The organism is Streptomyces sp. NPDC058773 (assembly GCF_042746015.1).
Classification (GTDB): Bacteria; Actinomycetota; Actinomycetes; order Streptomycetales; family Streptomycetaceae; genus Streptomyces.
Genome location: NZ_JBHYPE010000010.1, coordinates 173,361 through 195,105 on the forward strand (window position 1 = coordinate 173,361; position 21,745 = coordinate 195,105).

The 21,745-nt window shown below is 70.3% G+C and carries 8 protein-coding genes; all 8 read right to left on the reverse strand.

Features of this window, described 5'->3' with window-relative positions; genetic code table 11:
* Positions 1 to 56: 56 nt before the first annotated feature.
* Entirely contained in the window at positions 57 to 5,597 is a 5,541-nt protein-coding gene (locus ACFW5B_RS12155) for a class I SAM-dependent DNA methyltransferase (protein ID WP_386437219.1), read from the reverse strand.
* 1 nt (position 5,598) lies between these two features.
* Positions 5,599 to 8,577 carry an SNF2-related protein gene (locus ACFW5B_RS12160; protein WP_386437222.1) on the reverse strand — a complete coding sequence of 993 codons (2,979 nt, stop codon included), beginning with the start codon at positions 8,575 to 8,577 and terminating at the stop codon, positions 5,599 to 5,601.
* Positions 8,578 to 8,707: 130 nt separating this feature from the next.
* Positions 8,708 to 9,856, reverse strand: coding sequence for a serine/threonine-protein kinase (locus ACFW5B_RS12165; RefSeq protein ID WP_386437225.1), 1,149 nt, complete (start codon positions 9,854 to 9,856; stop codon positions 8,708 to 8,710).
* 165 nt (positions 9,857 to 10,021) lie between these two features.
* Positions 10,022 to 12,613 carry a DUF262 domain-containing protein gene (locus tag ACFW5B_RS12170; RefSeq protein WP_386437228.1) on the reverse strand — a complete coding sequence of 864 codons (2,592 nt, stop codon included), beginning with the start codon at positions 12,611 to 12,613 and terminating at the stop codon, positions 10,022 to 10,024.
* A gap of 87 nt (positions 12,614 to 12,700) precedes the next feature.
* Positions 12,701 to 13,927, reverse strand: a complete 1,227-nt coding sequence (locus tag ACFW5B_RS12175; RefSeq protein WP_386437231.1) for a TIGR02679 family protein — start codon at positions 13,925 to 13,927, stop codon at positions 12,701 to 12,703.
* Positions 13,928 to 13,935: 8 nt separating this feature from the next.
* The gene (locus ACFW5B_RS12180; RefSeq protein ID WP_386437233.1) at positions 13,936 to 18,093 is read right to left on the reverse strand and encodes a TIGR02680 family protein; all 4,158 of its coding nucleotides are present in this window, start codon (positions 18,091 to 18,093) and stop codon (positions 13,936 to 13,938) included.
* Positions 18,090 to 19,325, reverse strand: a complete 1,236-nt coding sequence (locus tag ACFW5B_RS12185; protein ID WP_386437236.1) for a TIGR02678 family protein — start codon at positions 19,323 to 19,325, stop codon at positions 18,090 to 18,092. Before ACFW5B_RS12185 ends, ACFW5B_RS12180 begins: the two co-directional genes overlap by 4 nt.
* The gene (locus ACFW5B_RS12190) at positions 19,322 to 20,896 is read right to left on the reverse strand and encodes a TIGR02677 family protein (protein ID WP_386437238.1); all 1,575 of its coding nucleotides are present in this window, start codon (positions 20,894 to 20,896) and stop codon (positions 19,322 to 19,324) included. Before ACFW5B_RS12190 ends, ACFW5B_RS12185 begins: the two co-directional genes overlap by 4 nt.
* Positions 20,897 to 21,745 lie beyond the last annotated feature (849 nt).

Below are 21,745 nucleotides of genomic sequence, written 5' to 3' on the forward strand. Positions count from 1 at the left end.
CGCCGCGCGACCAAGCGCCCTGCCCCGGACCCACGTCCTGGGGCAGGGCGCTCTTCTTATGACTTGGCCTCCTGGACATTCCGCAGCCGCTCCTCGAAAACGGCATGGGCTGCGCGCATTTCGTCTTCCCGAGCGGCCTTGTAGAACGGGGCGGTGTAGCCCTCGGGGGGTTCGGATCGTTCACCCTTGTTGTAGGCGAGGAACTGTTCGTAGTCCTGCTTGGTCTGACCGTGACCGTGGGCGTAGGGATCCCGCGCTAGTTGGCGACCATTGGCGTCGAACCACATCTCCGACTCGCGGTCCGCGAGAATTGCGTACCTGGCTTTGTGGATGGCGATCAGCTCATTGGCACTCATACCAAGCCAAACAGCTGCCAGTGCGTCGATCTCAACCAGAGCGGCGCGCCGCTCATACTCGGTACGCAGCGGCATGGCGTAGTCCCAGGATGACTTCAAGTTCCCCGCAAGCGGTGAGAGTTCGGGCCACTTCACCGCCCAGTCCTCATAACCGGGCCAGGTCATGTCGTACAGCTCCGACCAGAGCGGTGCGTAAGCATCCGTGAGGCAGTTGAGGCGGAGTGCGCGAAGAAGGAGGGGGCCAGCCAGGGGGTGCGACGGGTCGGCATAGGGCATCTTGAGGGCTTCGGCGACCTGAAGATCGGAGCGCCCCGTGATGCGTAGCAAATAGTCCAGGGGCAGAGCTGCCCAGAAGCCAGCATTAAGAGCGGTAGAGCGGACATCAGTGAGTGCCATGGATTGCACGGTGTGGACGTGTGCCGGTCCCGGTGGGATCAATGCGGCGAACAAGCTCCGCTCAGTGCTTACTGGAATCATCCGTCGCCACGCCAACCGATAGAACCTCGTATACGGCTGGAACCACCACAGTCGCTGCCGCATCAGTTCCCGCTGCTTTTCATCCGGAAGATCCAGCTCCTCATGACTTAGAACTTCGCGACGGCCTTCCCACTGCTCCGCGCTCGGCTCCCAGTCAACGTCCAGCCGCGACCGGTCCAACCAGCGGTCCTGGGCATCCTCGTAGCGCTTCAGCGAGCAGGACCCAGGGCGTACATAGTTGGTCCGGGGGACCGCGTCGACGGGAAGTTCCGTGAGGTTGTAGCTCGTCCAGTCCTGATTTCCCCGGCAGGGTACGTTCGGGTGCTTCCTTACGGGCGTGGCGACGCCGAAGTGCGGCCCCTGAAGCACAAGTTCGGACAACCAGACGGGCTGAGTCGACTCCCAGCTGATGAAACCGTCCCTTTTACCGTTGGTCTCGTTGTAGCCCTGGCTGATCCTAGGCTCTCGATCACCCAATCGGTCCTGTGCCGACGCCAAAGCAGCAATAGCCCCTTCCTCTTCAGTCGTCAAGGGCTGCAACAGCGCTGCCTGACTCGGCGGAACGCCCGTATCCCCAGTCAACTGCTGCCACTCCGAGAGCCTGACCTCGTCGACTGTGATCACACGTGCCTGATGCGGGCGCAGATCCCAGTCCCTGCCATACTTCATGCCAGGAACTTCACCATGACCGTCATGGTCCAGCGACGCCATAAGCGGCTCAACGCCGTACAAACCGCTCAAGTTCTCGAAGCGAATGGCATTTTGTGCTGCACCATAGATGTGCACACCAAACTCGATCTTTCGACTAGCCTCGAACGCCCAGTTGCCGACGTTGATAAAGCCCGCGTGGAGCCGAAGGTGTCGATATGCGGCCCCGCGCAGTCTGCCGTCCTTCACGCCCCCGAAGTGGGTGTCTGGATGGACCAGTCCTGCAATGCCATTACGTCCAGCGTGGGCCCACACTTGGCTCATGAAAGCTCGATAAAGATCGGGGCGTGTCCCTGCCAACACAGGATAAGTGACAGTCGACCCTAGCGTCTCGGATAGCCCGCTCACCGAAGCCAGCTCCCCAAGGTAGTAGGCAAGGGCCTCCGCGCCGCCCAACAGATCCGCCTTCTTCGCCTGCCGCTCCGTGGCCGATGGCTTCTCAGCCAGCATGAACCAGGGCTCCCGCTCAGCCAGGACCGGATCCTCCACCCACTCGGGCCGCACCCAAGGCGGATTCCCCACCTGCAGATCAAACCCGCCCCCAGGCCCCCGGAACACATGCGCAAAGTGCAGCTCCCAGTGGAAGAACCCGTGCCCGTCCTCCGTCTTTATGTCGCGCTCCGTCGTACCCGCGATGTCCTCAACCGCGTGCAACCAAGGGAAGCGCTGGGCCAGCCTGAGCGGGCTGTCCATGCCCAGAACGCTGTCCAGGCTGCGCTCGTACGCCTCCAGGAGCGGCAGCGCCTCATCCACCGGCAGGTCGTCCAGGCCATCCAGGAAGGAGCCCGCGTCCGCGTCCTTCGTGCCGAGCGTCAGCTCCAGGAAGTCCAGCCAGTCCGCGAACGTCTTCAGCGGAATGACCGGGCGCCGCGTGTCCTCGGCGATCTCGGCCTGCCGGCCGGTCGCCCTGCGCCCCTTGATCTTGAGGCGCTTGATCTCCAGGCCCTTGTCGCTCTCCTCAACGGCGCCCAACTCGTCCTGTTCACCGTCAGGGTCGTCGAAGAGCCCGGCCGCCCGCCAGACCACGTCTCCCGGCGCAGGACCGCTCGGAGCGGCGACCGCAGGTTCCGGTGCAGACGAGGCGGATACCACCGAGGCAGGTGTCACCGGCGGGGGCCCAGCCTCGAACACCCCGCCGCCCGGCGCGTACGCCGTATCCGAGCCGTCGAGCAGCCCCACCTGGTCCAGCGGCCAGAACCACAGCGCACACCAGACGTCCATGACCGTCTTCAGCCGCCAATACGGCGTGCCCGCCCCCGTCAGGTCGTCCAGGACGCGCTGCTTGTCGGTGGCCTCCGCAGCCGGCTTCAGCCAGTCCGCACCCCATACGTCGATCGGGCGCGAGACCTTGCGCTCGGAGAGTTCCAGACGCTTGGCGACCAGGCTCCACAGGAACTCCGCCCGGCGGGCCACCGCCTGTAGCCGGCCCAGCTCGGTCTTGGCCGCCGCCTTGGCCCACTTGTCGTAGCGGGCCTTCCGCTTCTCCTGCGGCTCGTCGTCCTTCTCCACGAACGGCTTGGGTCCCTTGGGTGCCTTCTGTACCCCCTTGCGCCACTGGCCGAGCGCCTTCGCCTGGTCCTCCGCCAGCTTCTTCGCCTCGGACTCGCCCGCGACCGCGCCCCAGCCGATGGCGGGGAGGAGGAAGTGGTGGACGGCGCCTTCCGGCAAGTCGCCATCGCGGAAAGGGAGTTCCGTGGGCGGCAGCGGGGATTTCTTCGACAGCCACTGGCCGTGCGGCAGTGCGTCCGCCCCGTACACCTTGCGGCCCGCGCCGATCAGCGAGTTGCCGCGCCGCAGATGCAGGCCGAACCAGGGTGCGCGCATGCCGGGGTGCATGGAGTTCAGCCAGAGCGAGACCTCGGCCAGTTCCACGGCGGTGGCGTTCAGGTCCACGCCGTACGCGTTGTGGAGGGCGATGTACGCCTTGGCCTTCTGGAGTTCTACGGGCCGCAGTTCCGGATCGACGCGGCGCTCCAACTCCCGTTCCCTGCGCCGCAGGTACTCCGCCGCCACCTGATCGATGGCCTCATTGAGGAACGCGCCCGAACCGAGCGCGGGCTCGCAGATCTTCCAGTCGAGGAGTTCCCGGGCGGACGTCTCGGTGCCGTCCTGGTCGAGGCGGTGCTTCAGTGCGAGCTCGACGGTGACCTCGGTCAGGGACTTCGGCGTGTAGTACGAGGCCGACGTCTGGCGGTCGCGGCCCGCCAGGCGGTACACGAACGAACCCTTGGGGTGGACGACGCGCAGGGGGCGGCCGGTCTCCTCGTGGGGGCGCTCGACGAACACCTCGTCCGGGTAGTCCTGGACCCGGGAGGCGGGGATCATCCAGCTGCCGCCGGACGCGTCGCCGCCCTTGGCCACCTCGTACAGGTCCTCGCCGGCGATGAAGCCGGTGTAGGACATCAGACCCTCGTAGACCGCGCCGAGCTGGTTGATGCCGAGCTGTGCGTACGAGATGAAGCCGCCGCGTTCGCGGCCCTTGCCCTTGGTGAGCATCAGGCGGCGCAGGACCTTGTGCAGGGTCTCGTTGCGCAGCCGGGTGTCCAGGAACTCGGGCGCGTCCGAGCCCTCCTCGTGCGCCGGGTTCTCGACCTGGTCGGCCGAGATGAGGCGTACCGCGTCGCCCTCGAAGAGGTCGGAGCGCAGCGGCTCGAAGCGCAGGCCGACATCGGCGCTGCGGGCGGCGGCCTTGCGGGCACGATCGGCCTCGCGGACCCGCTCGGTGTGCTCGTCCCGGGTGATGGCCCCGGAGGCGAGGAGCTCGGCAGCTTCCCGCTCGGCCTCGGTGGCCGCGCGGTCGGCGGCCTGGGCCGCCAGATCCTCGGGCTCGCTGCCGAACTCCCGGTGGCCCTTCTGGACCTGCTGGAAGAGCAGGTCGAGGGACTCGTACAGATGGAAGCCGCGCCGGGACCGCTCGCCCACCAGGTCGCGGACGACGAGGTCGCCGAGGCGCTGGAGGCCGTAGCCCCGGGTGTACTCGGGGTCGTCGGCCGGCAGGATGCCGAGCGCCGGCTGGGCCTCGGCGTACAGCAGGAACAGGATGCGGTAGAGGTAGCGCAGCGACTCGCGGCCGAGTTCCTTGGCGAGGCGGGCCGGCTCGTCGATCTGCTCCGGGGTGACGCCCTGGTCCCGCAGGCGGGCCAGGACCTCGTTGGCGATCCACTCGACGGACAGGCGCAGTCCCTCACGCAGTTCGGTGGAGACGCCGACCGCGTGCTTGCCGGACTTGTCGACGAAACCGGCCAGCGGCGCGGTGCCACCCTCCTCGGGGACGCGCAGCGAGTCCGCGCCGAACAGGGCGGCGACCGTGTCGAGTTCGCCGCCATTGCGGACGTCGCGCCGGTTGAGGGCGGCGTCCAGGCCGACGGCGAGGTAGCGGCCCTCGTGCCAGGCGAGCCGGTCCGCGAGGATGACGACACCGCCGGCCAGCATCAGGACATAGCGTCGTGGCTCGTCGCACTCGAAGAGGAAGTCCACCAGCGCCTTCGCGTCGGTGAGGCGGGCCGACGCCTCCAGAGACACCGGGTGCAGCAGGCGTCCCGCGCCGTCCGGGTCGAGGGCCGCGTCGGGCTCGTCGGTCCAGCCGCAGGAGACGGCGATCAGACCGGGCTCGGTGTGCAGGACCTGGACCGTGTAGTCGTGGCCCGAGCGGTGGACGGTGACGGCCTGCTCGTGCGCGTCCCCGAAGCCGAGCGCGCCCAGGGTGGCCAGGTGCAGCTCGGTGAGGCGCTTGGTCCAGTCGGCGGGGACCGGCGCGCCCGGAACGGCGAGGGCCGCCGCGTCCCGGGCGAAGTCGGCGCGGGAGGCGAAGTAGGGGCCGTGCAGGGCCCGCAGGCCCTCGCGGGGGGTGCGGGCACGCGGCGGGACGGTCGCGGGGTCGCGTCCTTCGGACTTGGCCTCGGCGACGGCCGCGGTGTGGGCGCGCCGCTCCTGTTCCTCGGTCTCGGCCCACCGGGCGAGCAGGCCGTCCTTGGCCTTGAGGTCCTTGGGGAGGACTTCGGCGAGGTAGTGCGCCGAGAGGTAGTCGCCGTGATTGACCAGCGAGTCGTACGTCACGTCAGTTCTCCGCCGGGTCGAAGGCGTGGTCGGGGGTGTGGTCGTCGGCAGCGGCGTCCGGGGCGGGCTTGTCCAGGACGGCGAGCACGCGCAGCAGGGGAAGCCCGGTGGTGTTCAACTGGTCGAGGAGATCGGCCTGATCCCTCGCGGTCTTCTCGACCTGCCGCTTACGCCGGGTGCTCTCACCGGACAGCGAGTCCAGGGAGTCCTGGCGCCAGTCCGTCAGGCGCCCCCGGTACTCGGCGAGCGGGCCGCTGATCTGGCGCGCCCAGTCGTCCTTGGACGTCTCCAGGTGCTCGCGGGCCCGCGCCACCGCGGCGGGCACCAGCGACTGGAGGTGTTCGAGGTCGCGCGGCTCGCCGGTGCGGGCGAGGTCGGGCCGGACCTTCGCCGCGCGCAGCGCTTCGGTCATCTCCCCCACGGGGGCGTCGGGGTCGGCGCTGACTGCCATCCACCGTACGACCGTGGGGCGGCCGAGCGCGTTGGAGTAGATGCCCTGGATCAGGAAGGTGGGGTGCTCCACATGCGGGGAGGTGATCACCGGCGCCTCCTGGCGCCCGAACTGCACCAGCACCTTGTCGGTGAGCCACTCCACCACCGGGTGGATGTCGCTCAGATACGAGACGGTGGGCCAGATGGTGTCCGTGGCCTCGCGGGCCTCGGTCAGCTTGTCCTGGGCGAGACCGCGGTCGAAGGAGAGGATCATGCGCTCGGCCACCCCCTGCTCCTTGAGATAGGACGGCGGCAGGGCCTTGAGACGGCGCAGCAGGTCGGGAGCCTTCTCCGGGGAGAGGGAGAGGTACGGGCGCTGCTTGGCGTCCTGGCTACGGGACAGGCCGATGACGTCCTCGGCACGGTCCTCGTACAGCTCGGCGAGCGCCGTGTCGACGAAGGCCGCCGTGTCGCCGTCGAACAGCGAGGGCACTTCAGCCCGGTCCGGCGGCTTCTCCTCGGTGAGGGTGTCGACCTGGCCGAACAGCCCCGCCAGGTCGGCGTCGTCCGCGGCGGGCGCGGCCGCGAGGTAGTCCTCGACCGTGCCGCCGTCCATCAACTCCCGGATGAGGCGCCGCTCTTCTTCGTCGGCTCGGTAATAGCCGGTTTCCGCCTCGGCCGTGCCGCTCAGCTTGTGGGCCTCCTCCTCACGGACGAGGAGCTTCTCGGCGACCGTCCTGTCGTCCTTGGCGCCCGGCCGGCCGGAGGTGAGGATGAGCGCCCGGAACTGCGGCTCATGGCGCTGTCCGTACCGGTCGATGCGTCCGTTGCGCTGTTCGATCCGGATCAGCGACCACGGGATGTCGTAGTGGATCAGGTGGTGGCACTGGCGGTGCAGGTTGACGCCCTCGGAGGCGAGGTCACCGGCGAACAGCAGCCGAACCGGAGCGCCGGCGAGGCTGAACTCCTCCCGGATCGCGCGCTGTTGCTCCTCGACGATGCCGCCGTGCATGAGCCGTACGGCCTTGTGGTCGCCGTTCTTGTCGGCGGTGAAGCCGAGGCGCGCCGGGACCTTTTGGGCCAGCCATTTGAGGGTCTCCACCCGCTCGGAGAAGATCACTGCGCGGGTGTCGCTGCGCGGTCCGACGCCGATCTCCTCCAGCTGCTCGACGAGCTTGTCCAGTTTGGCGGAATCCCCTGGCGCGCTCCCGTCCCCCATCGAGTCGACGAGGCCGCGCAGCCGGGCCAGGGCGGCCTGCTCGACGTCGATCGCCGGGTCAGGCCGCTTTCCGTCGGTCGCCGCCTTCCGCACCCGCTCGCCGAGCGTATTGACCCGGCGGTTGACCAGCTCCGCCAGGGCCTTGTGGGAGGAGAGGAACGTCTTGAGGACGTTGTAGGCGAAGAGCGGGTCGGTGCTCACCGAGGTCCCCTCCTGATCCGCCGTGCCGAACTCGGTACTGGCGGACGGCGTGGGCAGCCAGTGTTCACTGAGCTCCGCGAAGATCCGCTCCTCGGCCTCGTTGGCCGGGCAGTGCAGGGACCGGGTGGGACCACGGTCCGCCCACTCCGTACCGATGCCGTTGCGCACCTCAGGACTGATCTTCGTACGCCTGATGAAGAGGTGTCCGAGGTCCCCGACCGGGTCGTAGTGATCGCGGTCCACGATGGCGGCCGGGTCGAGCAGTGACACCAGGTCGGCGAAGGAGCGCTTGTCGCCGTTGTGCGGAGTCGCGCTGGCCAGGAGCAGGGCGTCGGTTTGCGGGGTGAGCGTCTCGGCCAGGGCACGGCGCTGGCTGCCCTGGTTGATGAGGTTGTGGGACTCGTCGATGACGACCGCGTCCCACTTGATGCGCTCCAGGTGGTGGCGGTACTGGCCGATGTTCTTGAGCGTGTCGACGGAGATGATGACGCGCTTGTAGTGGGTGAACGGATTGCGGCCCGCGGGGATCTCCCGCTGGATGCGCTGGATGCCCAGCGAGTCGAGCCGCACCAGCGGAATCGAGAACCGCGTCCACAGCTCGTGCTGGAACTGCTCCAGGACGCTCTGCGGGGTCACGACGAGAATCCGCTCACCGCGGCCCCGGCGGATCAATTCGGCGAGGGTGAGGCCGATTTCGAGCGTCTTGCCGAGGCCGACGACGTCGGCGATCAGGATGCGGGGGCGGAGGTTGCGCATCGACAGCGCGAGCTCCGCGGGACGTTGCTGATAGGGCAGCGGGTCGAGGAGGAAGCGGTCGGCCAGGGCGAGCCTGCGCTCCGTCTGCGGCAGCGGCGTCTTGCGCAGGACCGCTTCGAGGAAGAGGCGCCCGCGCCGGAAGTAGGAGGAGGTATCGGACACCAGGCGTGTCTTCTCCGGCTCCAGGAGCTCGACCGTGTCGATGCCGGTGAAGAACACCGCCTCCTCGTCCCGGACGAACTCCGAGACGCCGATGGCTTCGATTTGGTCTCCGTCGTGGTCGGTCCGGTGTGCGACCCTGACCAGCCACTCTTCGTCCCGGACAAGGATCTGGGCCCCGGGCGGAAACCGCGTCTGCCCCTGCTCTGCCACCCGTGGTCACTCCGTCGATCGGGCCGGGAAATACGGCGCGGAAAGTACTCCCCAATTTTGTCATGGGGAGTACCTGGGCCACTCCGGAATCCCGGGATCGTGGTCCGCCGGAGGAAGGCCGGGCGGTTCCTCAGAAGCGCGCGTCGCTCGCGTACGCGACCCGTAGCTCCTCGGCGATCCGCAGCGGCGCGGAGAGTCGGACGCCCGGCCGGGCGGCACCGCTCACCCCGGACTTTTCCGAAGCGGCGGGGGCAGCTTCCCCGGAGGGCTCATCCGAGGGCGCGTCGGTATCCGGAGCCCCGTCGCTGACCGGTGAGACATCCCCCGACTGCGGCGGAGCCTCGTCGTCCTCGCGCGCGGCGACGTCCACCACGGTCGGGGTGTAACCGTGCCGGCTCTCGGGCAGCTCCGTGGGCTCGGGCGGCAGCAAGAACTCCAGCAGGGCGGCCTCGGGAGTGAGCGCCGCGAGCCGGCGCTTGGCTTGCGCGGCTGTCAGCCCCTGACCTGCCATGACCTGGACGAGTTGCTCGGTGACCTGGAGCAGCGTCGGCCGGTCCGCGACGTCAAGGGCGAGCATCCAGGAGAGCAGCGGCTCCAACTGGGCCGGCACGCCGCTCAGGTCCGGCGCGACAGCCGGGTCCTCGATCCGGCGGGCGATCGCCTGCCAGCTGGTGCCGGTATAGGGATAGTGGCCGGTGACCGCGTACAACAGGACCGCGCCCAGGGCGTAGACGTCCGCGGCCGGGGCGAGGTGGTGCTCGCCCTGGGTCTGCTCCGGCGGCATGCACAACACGGAACCCACCACCACTCCGGTGGCGGTCAGCGTGGACCGCCGCTCGGCGAGCACCGCAAGGCCGAAGTCGATCACCTTGGGACCGACCGGGGCGAGCAGGATGTTCTGCGGCTTGAGGTCACGGTGCAGCAGCCCCGCCTCGTGCACGGTCCCGAGGCCCTCGGCAAGTAGCGCCCCGAGACTCGCTGCCTCCACGAGCGGCAGCGGCCCGTGCTCGGCGACGTGGGCATGGAGGTCCGGGCCGTGCACGAACTCCACGGCCAGCCAGGGGCGTTCCGCATGGGCGTCCGCGGCCACGAAGGACGCGATGAACGGCCCGTAGACCGTCTTGAGGCTGTCCACTTCGAGCAGGAACCGGGCCCTGCTGTCCTCGTCGAGCACCGACGGCTTGATCACCTTCACCGCGACCAGCTGGCCGGCCGGTGACTCGCCGAGGTAGACCTGCCCCATGCCTCCGGCGCCGAGCCGGCACACGAGTGTGTACACGCCGATGGTCCGCGGGTCGTCGTCCCTCAATGGCTCCACGGTGTGCGGGCCTTCCCTGTTCGGTGGTGGTGTTGTTGTCGGTCGCCTGCGCATCGGCTCCCGGTGTCCTGAGGGGTTCCCGGCCACCCGGAGTGCGCATCCGGAGTGTATCGACGGCCCCTCGCGTCAGACCGTTCCGCGCTCCTCCCAGCGGTCCTTGAACCAGCCCAGCGTCCGCAGGAGGATCTCCCGGTTGCGCTCGTCATCCAGCACGGAGAGCCGGAAACCGGGACGCAGTTCCAGCTTTCCCTGCGGCAGGGAAACACCCTCCAGCTCGTTCAGCCTGTCCAGCAGTTCGGCGCGCAGCGAGCGCTCCGTGAAGGGCTCGCGCCGCGCCAGGTGCTGGAACACGACCTCGGCGGTGCCCCCTCGCCCGCTGCCCGGGTAGAGGACCATGGGCCAGATGCCCCGGCCCGGCCCGCCCGCGCTCCCGAGCATCAGGAACGCGCTGGTCATGGTCTCGCCGGCACCATGCCCCGTCCAGCCCCCGAGCCGCTCCCAGCCGGCGATCAGCTCCCGCACGGCAGCAACGGTGGTGGGGGTGTCGTCCGCCGCCAGCTGACGGAGGAACCTCGCGGCGCGCGTCTCCACACCCGGCTGCTCCGTGCCTTCCCGTGCCGCCTCCCCTGCGCCGGCGGCCTCATCCTCCTCTTCGGCGTCGACGACGAGGAGGGCGAGGTCGCCGCTGGTGAGGCGCTGGGCCGGATCTGCGGCGCCCATGGCCGTGAAGCGGATGCCATCGGCGTGCAGCTGGGCGCGTACATCACCGCGGTCCTGCCCAGTCCACCGGAATCCGTCGGCCACCTTGCCGTCGGCGTTGAGCACCCGGTACGCGTTGACCACTCCGTCGGTCTTGGCGAGGTGGTTTCCCACGGCTTGGGCACCGGACCCGACGAACGCGGCCAGGTCTCCGTACGACGTCCAGGTGCCGTGCGGAAGCGCGGCGAGCACCTGGTGGACAAGGCTCCAGTCACGGCTGCGCTCCGCGCGTCCCACGCCGCGCAGCGGGGCGGGCCACAGCCGGACCGCCCGGTCGGCGAGATCGTCGGCGCGGGCCAGGATCTCCGCGGAACCCCAGCGTTCGGTGGCGGCGATGCGCCGGTTCATCTCCAGGTGGCTGCCCTGCAGCAACCCCTGCTTGCGCTCGAAGGGATGGTTCGAGAGCTCCGCGTTCACGCCGGTCAGCGTCAGGTTGCCGAGGGTGTGCTGCAGACGGGAGTGGAGGTCTTCCGGGCTCTCGCCCTCGTCGGTGTCGCCCTTCAGCATCTGCATCCACGCGTCGCCGGGCGACTGCGGCAGCACGTGCTCGATGGTGAGCTGCGCCGCGTCGAAGTCCACCGGCTCGGGATGCTCATAGCTCTCTTCCAGCCGCTGGAGGACGAGCTTGCGCTGGTTCGGCCGGCCGTACTGGTAGAAGGGCGCGGACCGGATCTTCTCGCGCAGTTCCTCGTCGCCCGGCCACTGGCGGTTGTCGGCGGAGAACAGCTGACGCAGGCCGTCGGGCACCGGCATGTCGCGCGGGAGCTGGGCGGGCACGGCTTGAAAGATCCGGTTCAGGTTGTTCGTGGCCACTCGGCAGAGCGTCCTGCGTACCAGGAAGCTCTCGATGTACGACAGGGCGCGCGCGGTCTCGTCGTCGTCCAGCTCGCCGCGCGCCCGCCGGTCGAGCAGCAGCATCAGCGCGGGGTAGGTCACCACGGCCTGCCAGTCGTGCAGCCTGCGCAGATGCCCGCGGACCACCGGAGCGCTCTCCTCCGCCGGGTGGATCATCTTCCGAAAGTGTGCGCTGCGACGGTGCAGCTCCTTGATGTAGTCCTCGATCTCCGCCTCGGTCCGCGCCGCCTCTCCCGTCTCCCCGTTCTCGAAGCGCTTCTGCTGGGCGGCGTACAGGTCCTGCCGGCGGACCCGGTCGTCTCCGTCGAGCACCAGCTGCAGCCACATCAATTGTTCGAGCTCGTCGTTGGTGAGGCTCGCCTGCAAGGGCAGCCAGTAGGTCTCGTAGACCCACTCGCCGCGGGTCGGCAGGCGCATGAACAGGTAGTTGCGCAGCAGATCCGCCTGGCTGAGTTTCAGCCCCGTGTTGTTGAGGGACTCGAAGATGCGGTGCACGTTGTCACCGCGCTCAGCACTCACCACGACCAGCGTGAGACGCGATGTGATCGCCTGCTCAATGCGCAGGATGTCCCGGGTACTCGCCGCATCCTCGGCCTCGACCAGCTTGCGCCGGAAGAACCGGTAGGCGGAGGCGACCCGGTCCCCCGCGGTCTGCTCCGCGGGGAGGCTGCGGAGGTGGGCGGCGAACTGCGGCCGGTCCGCCTGCGTGGGCAGCAGCCGGAAGTACTCGTCGCCGTGCTTGCGCTTGTTGATGAGGTATTCCTCGTCGATGCGCTCGGCCTCGTCCGGCTGCCCTTCGGCGATGTGGTCCCGAATCGCCACCAGCGCCAGGGACAGCGTGGTCAGCCTCTGCTGGCCGTCAACGACGAGCCAGCGGGGAAACGTCGCTTCGTTCTGCGGGGAGGGCGCGAGCACGACGGAGCCGAGGAAGTGCGTGCTCGCCGGCGCACCGGAGTCCAGGAGTTCGGCCTGTTCGAGGATGTCGTTCCACAGCTGAGCGAGCTGCTTCTCCGACCAGGAGTACGTGCGCTGGTAGAGCGGGACCTGGAACTGCTGGGTGCGGCCCTGCATCAGATCGGCGAAAACAGTCTCTTTGGCCTGCATGGAATTTCCTCTCAGGGGCGGGCGGCCCGGGACGGGTACGGCGGTGACGGCGGGAGGGTCTGTCTCCGGCAATGGCGGCCCCCTGCCTCATCCGAGGTCGGACAAAAGGTCGTCCAGGACCGCTTCCTCCTCCACCCGCACGCCTGAGTCCGCCAGCGCGCCCGCCAGGTCCGGGTCCCACGGGGCGTCGGCCCGTGCCCCGGTGAGCGGCGGGCCGGCGGGCAGCGCGCGCACCGCGGCACGGTAGTGGGCGACGGTGTAGCGCCAGGGGCTCCAGGGGACGCGGCGCAGCAGGGCGGCAGCGATGCGCAAGCCTCCCCAGTCGAAGTCCCCGTGGTAGCGCAAGCCGGTGCCGTGTGTGTGGAGGTGGTGCAGGAGGGTGAGGGCGGCGGCGGACGGCTGCCCCTGGAGGCAGACCAGGGGTGCGGAAGCCGCGCCGTACGTGTCGGCGGCAGCGGCGAGCACAGCCGGGTTCTCGCAGATCCGGACCGCCGGCGGTGCTGAGGCAGGAGGGTGCCGGATCAGCTGCCGCAGGGTCAATACGGCAGGCTCGCCCTCCTCGGCCATCCGGTCCAGGGCCGGCGTACCCCGCAGATTGAGGGTGAGTACGGTCGAGGAGAGCTCGTCACGCAGCAGTCCCGCCGAAGCCCACGCCTCGCGCCGCCACTGCGCGCCGCTGCCGTCCGGAAAGCCGGTCAGGACCCGGACGCCGGAGAGCGTGAGGGTGCACAGCGGGGTTCCGTCATCCAATGCGTGTGCGCTGCCCAGTAGTCGGGACGAGAAGGTGGGCAGCGACACCGGCGGTTCCGCGGGGAGAGCGCGCAGGGCGGTCGCGGCCCGGCCGAGCAGGTCGGCCGCCGCGGCGGGGGTGGGGGCGAGGCGGCGGACCAGCCCGTCGCTCCGGAGCCGGTCGACCCAGCCCTGGAGAACGGGGACCTCCTCCGCCAGAGCCTCCGCCGGGAGGTACGCCTCCTGCCATGCCCGCTGTTCCTCGGCGCGAGCCGGGCCGAGGAGCCTGACCGGACCGGTGAGCGCGACCACGGCCGCGGCCAGCCCCGCGGGGCTGATGCCGGAGCGGCGCAGAAGGTCGTCCACCGCGTCGAGCCGCACGGACAGGGACCGTCCACTGCCCGGAGCCCGCCCCAACAGCCGTTCGGCGGCTTCTCGTTGCTCTACGGTCGGCGCGCTCAGCGAAACCGCTCCAGTGAGCGGCTGCTCGCGTTCCAGGCGCCGGCGTGCACGGTCGACCAGCCAGTCGAGTCCGGGGTCGCCCAGCAACCGGCGCAGCCGTACGTCGTCGGCTGTCCCAGCCATGTCAGGTGTCAGTTCCACAGCGGCTCCGCTCCGGCAGGCGGTTCGGCGCCGGGCCGGGGGATCTGGTGGTACTCGGGCCGCCCCGGCTCCGGGCCGCGCAGCCTCCGGGCGCCGTCCCACTCCCAGCGGGTGACGAGCACCGCCGCGACCTCGTCGATCCGCGACAACTGGGCGATGGCGATGCCGGGCACCTGGGGGTAGCAGGCCCACTCGCGTTCGCTGGTCATCACGACGTCGAGGTCGAAGGCGTGCAGCAGCCCCAGGCACTTGGCGCGCGAGTCGTCGTCCACTCCCGCGAACGCCTCGTCGAGCGTGACCAGGCGCGGCGCGTAAGGGCTGCCCGCGCTCGCGTAGTGGGAGGACGCGGCGGCGAACAGCGGTACGGAGACGGCCAGCACCCGCTCGCCGCCGGACGCCGGGCCCGTGGCCGGAACCCAACGGCCCTGCTGGTGTCGCTCGACCCCGAACTCGTGCCAGGACCGGTAGTCGAGTGCGGCGGTGAGGTGCTCCAGCCAGCTGCCCAACGCATCGTCGCTGTGCTGGCGCGCGATCTGCTCCTGGAGGAACTCCCCCACGGCCGCACGGTCTTCGGCGGTCCAGACGTCGGCCGACCGGCGCAACCGGTCCCTGGCCTGAGCGAGCCCCGCCGGAGCCTTGCGGGATGCCCGCCACACCAGCCTCAGCCGCATGCCGGTGGAGGTCGGCCGCTCCTCCAGCTCGACGTTCATGTCCCGTACCTGCCGTTCGGCCGCGCCGATCAGCTCCTGGAGCGTGCCCGCGACCTCGGTGACCAGGTGGGTCTCCAGAATCTCCCGCTCCCGTGCGGACAGGATGCGGGCGAGTTCGCCGACCTCGACGGCCAGCGCATCGGCCAGTTCCGGTACGGCGCGTTCACGGCCCTGGTACACGATGTCGACGACCATCCCGTCCTCCACCATCCGGGCGGAGGCGCTGTGCCCGTGCCGGGACAGCGTGTCCTGGAGGGTCTTGAGTTCCTCGCTGAGCCGGCGCTGCCCCCGCTCCCAGGCACTGTCGGAGTCGTCGGTGGCGGACAGGCCCGCGTCGATGGCGCGGGCCAGCGCGATGGCCGGGGTGGCCGCCCATGCCTCGCCGTCTGCGGCGGGCACCTGGACGTCCGGCAGAGCGACGGCCATCAGACCGGTCTCCGTGAACCGCTGGAGGGCGGCGATGGCCTCCGTGCGCGCCTCGGCCGCTTCCCTGAGCCCGTCGTGCAACTGCTCGATACGGCCTTCGGCCTTACCGGCAGCCCGATCGGCTTCGGCGTGGCGCTTACGGCTGAGTCGCTGGTCGCTCTCGCAGGTGCGCAACGCCTCCGCGGTCTGCGCCAGCAGGTGCTGGAGTTCGGCGACGGCGGCGCCGACCGTGGCGCGCAGGGTGGTGCAGCGTTCATCGGCGGCTGCCGCCTCGCTCTCCGCCTCCTTCACACGTGCCGTGAGCTCCGCGGCTCGCTCGGCGGCATGTCCGGCCTCGGTCCGTTCGTCCTCCGCCTGGCCGGCTGCCTCGCCGCGCTCACGCAACGCCGGCCAGAGGGCGGCCAGCACCTCGGCGAGGGAGCCGAGCGCGTCACGCACCACGGCCAGCTCCTCCTGAGCGGCGGGCAGCCCCAGATCCTCGGCCGTCCGAGCGAGGTCAGCCGCGTCCAACTCGCTCTGTTCAGAAGCCTCCAGGAGGGCGGCGACCCGCTCCTCGCGCCGGATGCTGATCCGGTGCAGGGACTCGCCGGCGGCCGCCACGCGTGCATGCGCCCGGGCAAGGGCACCTTCGTCGGGTACGTCTGCCGCCTCAGCGTCAAGGACCCTACGGCGGGCGGCCACGGTGGCCGCCCGATCCGCGACGGCCACCGACTCCTGCTGAAGCACGTCGAGTTCGGCACCGATCGCTGCGATACGCGACCGCCGGGCGGCTTCCCGCGCACCTTCGCCGATGTACTCGGCGGTGGCCTTGGCCCACCGGCCGGTGACCGCACCCACCCGGAAGCGCCCGTCCACCGCCGCCCACGTTCCGGCTTCACCGCCCGGCTCATCGGCCACCGAACCGGCCTGCCCCGCGCCGATCGCGGCGAGCAACCGGGCCACCGTGCCCTCGCCAACTGCTGCGGCCCCGGCGTCCCCACGGTCCACGGCCGGCCGCAGCAGCCCCGCGAGTGACACTCCCCGTACGGGGCCCGAGGCAGGAGTGAGCAGCACCTCATGGCTGTCGGCCGCGAGCAGGACACCCTCGGGGAGTACCCAGGCGTCCAGCAGCCCGGACGCCTCCAAGGCCGCCTCAAGTCCGGCGCGTTCCCCGTCAGGGAGTCCGTCCTGGAAGTCCACCAGTCTCCACAAGGGGGCGCCGGTCAGCCGCTCCCGCAGACCGGGGGTGCGGGTGTGCGGCGGCTGCGGCGGACGCCGCCCCCCGGCCTCCAGCCCGGCCAGCTCTTGCCGCAGCCTCTCGGTCTGCTCGGCGAGTTCGGTCCGGTGCCGGGCGGCCTCGGCGGCCTGCTCGGCCAGGTGCGCGGCTGCGACGCTGTGAGCGCGCGCGGCCTCGGTCCGCGCCGGGTAGGCACCGTCGAGACGACCCACCCACTCCTGGAGCTCGTCCAGCAGTCCGGTCTCATCCGGGTAAGCCAGTTCGGTCCAGTTACGGGCGCGGGTACGGACCTCGTCGAGCAAAGCCCGGCCGGCCTGCGCCACGTCCTCCTCGGCCAGGTCCAGCTCAGCTGCCGCCGCCGCCCGGTCGGCATCGGCCTCATCGAGCCGGAAGGCTTGCTTGCGCCGTTCCTCCGCGGTGCGAGCGGCGGCCAGAGCCAGGCCCTCCATATGAGTGAGAGCACGTCGGCCCCGCTCCACGGACTGTTCGACAAGGCCGCGCAGCTCACTGGCGGTGAGCTCGTCGTCCCCGGGCAGGACAACCCTCGCGGCGGCGGCCGCCTCGCCCGCCTGCCGGTAGGTGTCCTTGGCGTGGTGCTCAGCCGCTCGCAGACGGTTCTCGGCGGCACCGAGCCGCTCCAGGCCCTTGGTGTGCAGTCGCAGCGCCTGGTCCCGGTCACTGCGCGCACGCGCTGCGGCCTGCGCCGTGCGGTCCGCCTCCTGGTGCGCCTGGTCGAGATCCTTGGCGCTGCGCATCTCGGGCCCTTCGCGCAGGGCGGCGTCCTGTGCGCGCAGCCTGTCCTGCTGTTCCTCCAGCACGCCGGTCAGCTCCGCCGCGGTCTGCCGCTCCTCCTCGGCCCTGGCCAACTGGGCCTGTGCCTCGGCGAGGTCTCGTTGGCGGTGCTCGTAGCGGGAGTGCTCGACCCGGGGCAGGCGGGCGCGCCGGCGGGTGGCGATACGGGCGTAGCGCCGGTAGTGCTCCAGGAAGCCGGCAGCGGCACGCTCGGCGGCGGAGGCGGCCGCCAGTTCGGCCTTCTCCTCGTCCAGCGAGCGGAACGCCTCGGCCACGTCGGCGATGACGGCCTGGTCCACCGGTGGCAGGGCCTCGGTAAGCGCGCGGGAGAGGGCTCCCTCGTTGGGGCGCTTGGACAACTGGGGCTGGCGCAGCTGAACGAGCAGGTCGACCAGGGCGCCGTACCGCTGCTCGCCGAGCCCGAAGAGCGCCTCGTCCACGGCTCGGCGGTAGGCCCTGGCCTGGTCGTACACCATGCCGTGGCCGCCGACGGCTTCGACGAGACGGTCCCGGGAGAGCGCCGTGCCCGTGGCGTCGACCAGGCTGAGGGCCCCCTCTGCGGGTGTGTCGGGGCCGTGGTGGACGCGCTGAGGAGTGACCGCGTACCAGTGCCGGGCGATACCGCGCCCGCTCACCGCCTTCAGTCCGCACAGCAGTGTGCAGAAATGCCTCTCTCCGCTGGTCGGGTCGAGTCTGCCGAACTCGATCCAGGTGTAGCCGAGGCGCTCGGTGTGCGGGTGCTCGCCGCCGAGCAGGAGATTCCACTCCATCCGCTTCCCGGGGTCGCCGTCCGGTTCGACCCGTCGCGGGGTCAGGTCGGCGTCGAGCAGGAAGGGCAGGGTGAGCGCGAGCACCTTGGACTTGCCGGTGCCGTTGTTGCCGCGCAGCAGCAGACGTCCGTCGCGGAAGTGGAATTCCTCCACGTCGTAGTGGAAGAGATCGACGAGCCCGATCCGCAGCGGCTGCCAGCGGGTGCGGAGGGGTTCGGGGAGTGCGGTGGTCACGCCTGACCGGCCTTTCGTTGTGTCGGCATGCGTACGGTGCCGGGTTCGTGTACGACCGGTTCGCCGACCGCGTAGCGGGCCAGAGCGGGTCGGGGTGCGGCCCCGTCGGCGGTGCGGGAGACCAGACCGAGGGCGGCGAGCCGGGCGACGGCCTGCTCGACGAGCTCGGTTTCCGTGCCCGCGTCCCGCGCCGACTTGGCCCAGAATCCACCGTGCTCGGCGGCGAGTTCCCGTACCCGCTGGGCGAGCCGGTCAGCTGTGACCGGTCCGCCCGCCCTGGCCAGGTACTCCGCGAGCAGCAACGTGATGTGACCCTGGGTGCCCTGCTCGGGCATCCGGACGTCGGTGAGGTCGTCGTCGGCGTCGACCATGGCGATGCCCTCGGCCCGGATCTCGGGAACCAGGCCGGTCAGGTCGGCCACGCGGGTGGTGAGGAACCCCCGCTGCCGGGTGAGGTAGCTGAGTTCGGCGTCGCTCAGCTCGTCGTAGTAGAGCACCGGATCGTCCAGGAGTCTGCGGGTGAGTGTCTGCCGCATCGCGCGAAAGCGCAGCTCGTCACTGTCGAGGGCGGTTTCGGCGACGAGCTGCGCCAGTCGGTAGTCAAGGCTTTCGGCATGCACGGTGGACGGCCCACGACGCGTCGCGAGCAGTCCTGCCAGCACTCGACGCTCGACGTCGTAGAGCACATCGCCGGCTCCGTTGACGTACGCATCCTCGTCTCCGGCGACCCGGCGCAGTACACCGAGGCTGAGCAGGAGCCGTACGACCGCGGCGAGGTCGAGGCGCTCGTCGCGGCGGTCCAGGGTGAACTGGATACCCGCCGCGACGAGCCGGGGATCGGTGGCGTCGAGGACGACCTGGTCGGCGAGACGGCCCAGAGCGATCTGCGACTCGCCGCGCTCCAGGGCTGCCAGGGCCAGGCAGAGCAGGACGTAGCGGCGGCGGGTGAAGGGGGTGGCGGCGCGGGTCGCCTCGCAGGCGGGGTGCGTGGCGTCGTCGAGGACACCGGGGATCTTGCGCAGCCGGGCGGTCTCGGCGTCCACGTGGAGCGGCCAGCCGGTGTTGCGGTCGAACCACTCGCGGAGTTCGGCGGCGTGCCGTCGCACCAGCCGGAATTCCTCCGCATACCGGCCGTGGGAGAGGAGGAGGGGCCGTTTCAGCAGGGCGCGGGCGGCCTTGCGGAGCTCAGCGGCGTGCTGTCCGTCGAGCACCTCGGCCAGGGGCGTGGTCATCGGTCGCTCGCTCCGTGCGTCGGGCTGTCGGTCAGGTCGACGATCTCGATGAGGTGATCGGGCCCGCGGAACGTGCCGGACGGCGTCTGGATCTCCGCCGTCGAGCCGTCGGTCAGTGCACTGAGCCGGATCTCCATGGAGCCGTCGTTGCTGGTGACCATGGTGTGCCGCATGCCGGGCCGCCAGGTGGCCAGTGCGTCGCCGAGCAATTGGAGGAAAAGCCCGAAGGACGCGGGGTCGAGCTCGCCGAGTGCAGACAGCCGGACCGTTCCGTCCGTGACGAGCCGGGACCGGGCCGCGGCGGTCTCGGCAGCCTGCTTGGCCGCCACCTCGGCGAGGTGGCGACGCCGCTCCCGACGGTCCTCGACCTTGCGGGGCTTGCCCCGCCGCTCGTAGCTTCCGGTGCGGCGCAGTTGCGGGCTGATGCGGAGCGGTTCGGCGGCGGACCAAGGAGTGGCGGCAGGAACCGGCGTGGCGACGCGGGCGGCCAGGGTGTCCGCATCGATGGTGAGGTGACGGGCGGAATGCAGCCCGAATGCCGCCCGCCACAACCGGTGCCGTGACGCATCGTCGGAGGTCTCGGCGAACCAGCGGGCGAGCGTGCGGAAGTCGGCGGAACGGTCGGACCGACCGGCCCGGCGCTCCCCCAGGGCGCGGACGACGGCCAGCATCTGCGGGATCGCTCCCAGAGCCCGCCCACGCAGCAGTCTGGCTTGCGACTCCCGTCCGTTCCGGGTGAGAAACCACGCCGCGAGCCCGTCCCAGCGCCCGGCCCAGTGCGCATACGCCTCCTGCACGGCGCCTTCCGTCTCTTCGGGCGCGGCATCAGCTGCCTCCCGCCCGGCGGCAGCCCTGAGCAGGACCTCGATCCTGCCCGATTCCTCCAGCTCCAGGATCAGCTGGGCGATGCGCCCGCCGAGGGTGATCAGGTCCTGGATGAAGCGCTCCAGATACTGAATGAGGCGATCTTTGTAGGCGAGGAAAACGGCTTCCTCCACCTCGTGGAGGTCGATGGTGCGCTGCAACGAGCCCATGAATGCGCGCGCATTGTCGGCGAGAGCGGCGAACCGGCTCGCGAGAGTGTCCAGAGCGAGATGTGTTTTGCCGGGATCGGGCTGCTCGTCGGCGGTGAGTACGAGGAGGGCCCGCAGCTGCGTGACGATGTCGTGCAGGGCGATGGCCTGGAGGGCGCCGCGCCGTCCGAGCGCCTCGTCGTAAACGGCAAGAGCCTCCTCGGCGGCCTCCCCGGCTTGGGTGAGCTGGTAGATGAACCGTTTGCGGTAGAAGTCCTCGACGGCGGTGACCCGGCCCGTGTCGGGGTCGGCCCGCAGATTCCCCCACTCGACCAGCTTGTCCAGCGCTTTGACGACCCCGTCGAGATCGCCGGGCCGCACCTCTCCGGGCAGCGCGGCATGCACGTCCTCGGGCCGCAAATGCACGGCGAAGTGTTGCTTTGCCACGACGAACGCCCGCATCACCTGGCGGTAGAGCGCGGTGTTCTGCACGGTGAGATGGGTGAAGGGGCTGAACCCGTGCGGTTCACCCGCCAGTTCGGCGGTGGTGGCAGTCATCATCAGCCATTTTGCCGTGGCGGGAACGCCCCTGGGCGGGGTCCAAAGCACTCGGCTGGATATCGCCGGTGGGTGCCACGCCCGAACGAGACGTCACGAAAAGAGGCCTCACGGAAACGTGCAGTTCAGGCCAGTTTCGGACCGTCGGAGGCGGGCTCCGCGGACGGCGTTCCGGCAAACCCCAGGGCACCGGGTCGGGCGACAGCTCTACGGATCTTGTCGTTTCCTGCGGGGCGCCTCCGTAGCGCCGGATTTCCGGCTCCTCCGTGACCGCGTCATCGGAGCGGTGGCCGGAGAGCCCCTCTGCACGGTGAGTGGCCTGATGGCATGCGGCTCGCGCGCCTCAATCTCCTCGGTGCCGGGGATGCCGGAGGCGCCGGTGTTCCCTCCTGGGCCGTTGCCGGCGTGCGGGGTGCCCTTGCCGGGTTTGCCCGAACCGGCCGGTCCGCTCGGCGCCGCCGTCGCCCGCGCCGGCTCCTCCCCAGCAGCCGCAGCGCGAGCGGAAGATGACAGCCGACTGCCGCTTGACGACATCGACTCTGCAGCGGTCGCAAAGACGGGATTTGCTTGCCGGAGCGGAAGACCGGTGCCGAGATCTTGCTTTCCTGGGCAGCCTTCCCCGGCGCAGCCTCCATGGCACGGGAAGGTGTGGGTTGGCCACTCGTTGGCGACCAGCCGCTTGACAATGAAGGCACGCAGTTCCCGCGAGTCCACGGGCCGCCCCAGTCCTCCGCAGAGCTGCATGATCGACGGGGGCGTGCCTGCCGTTTCGGCGAGTTCTGCGGCCCGAGTGTTGGCGCTCGCTGCGTTGGTGGACCGAATGGCGCGCTGCTGCAGATCGGGAATGGC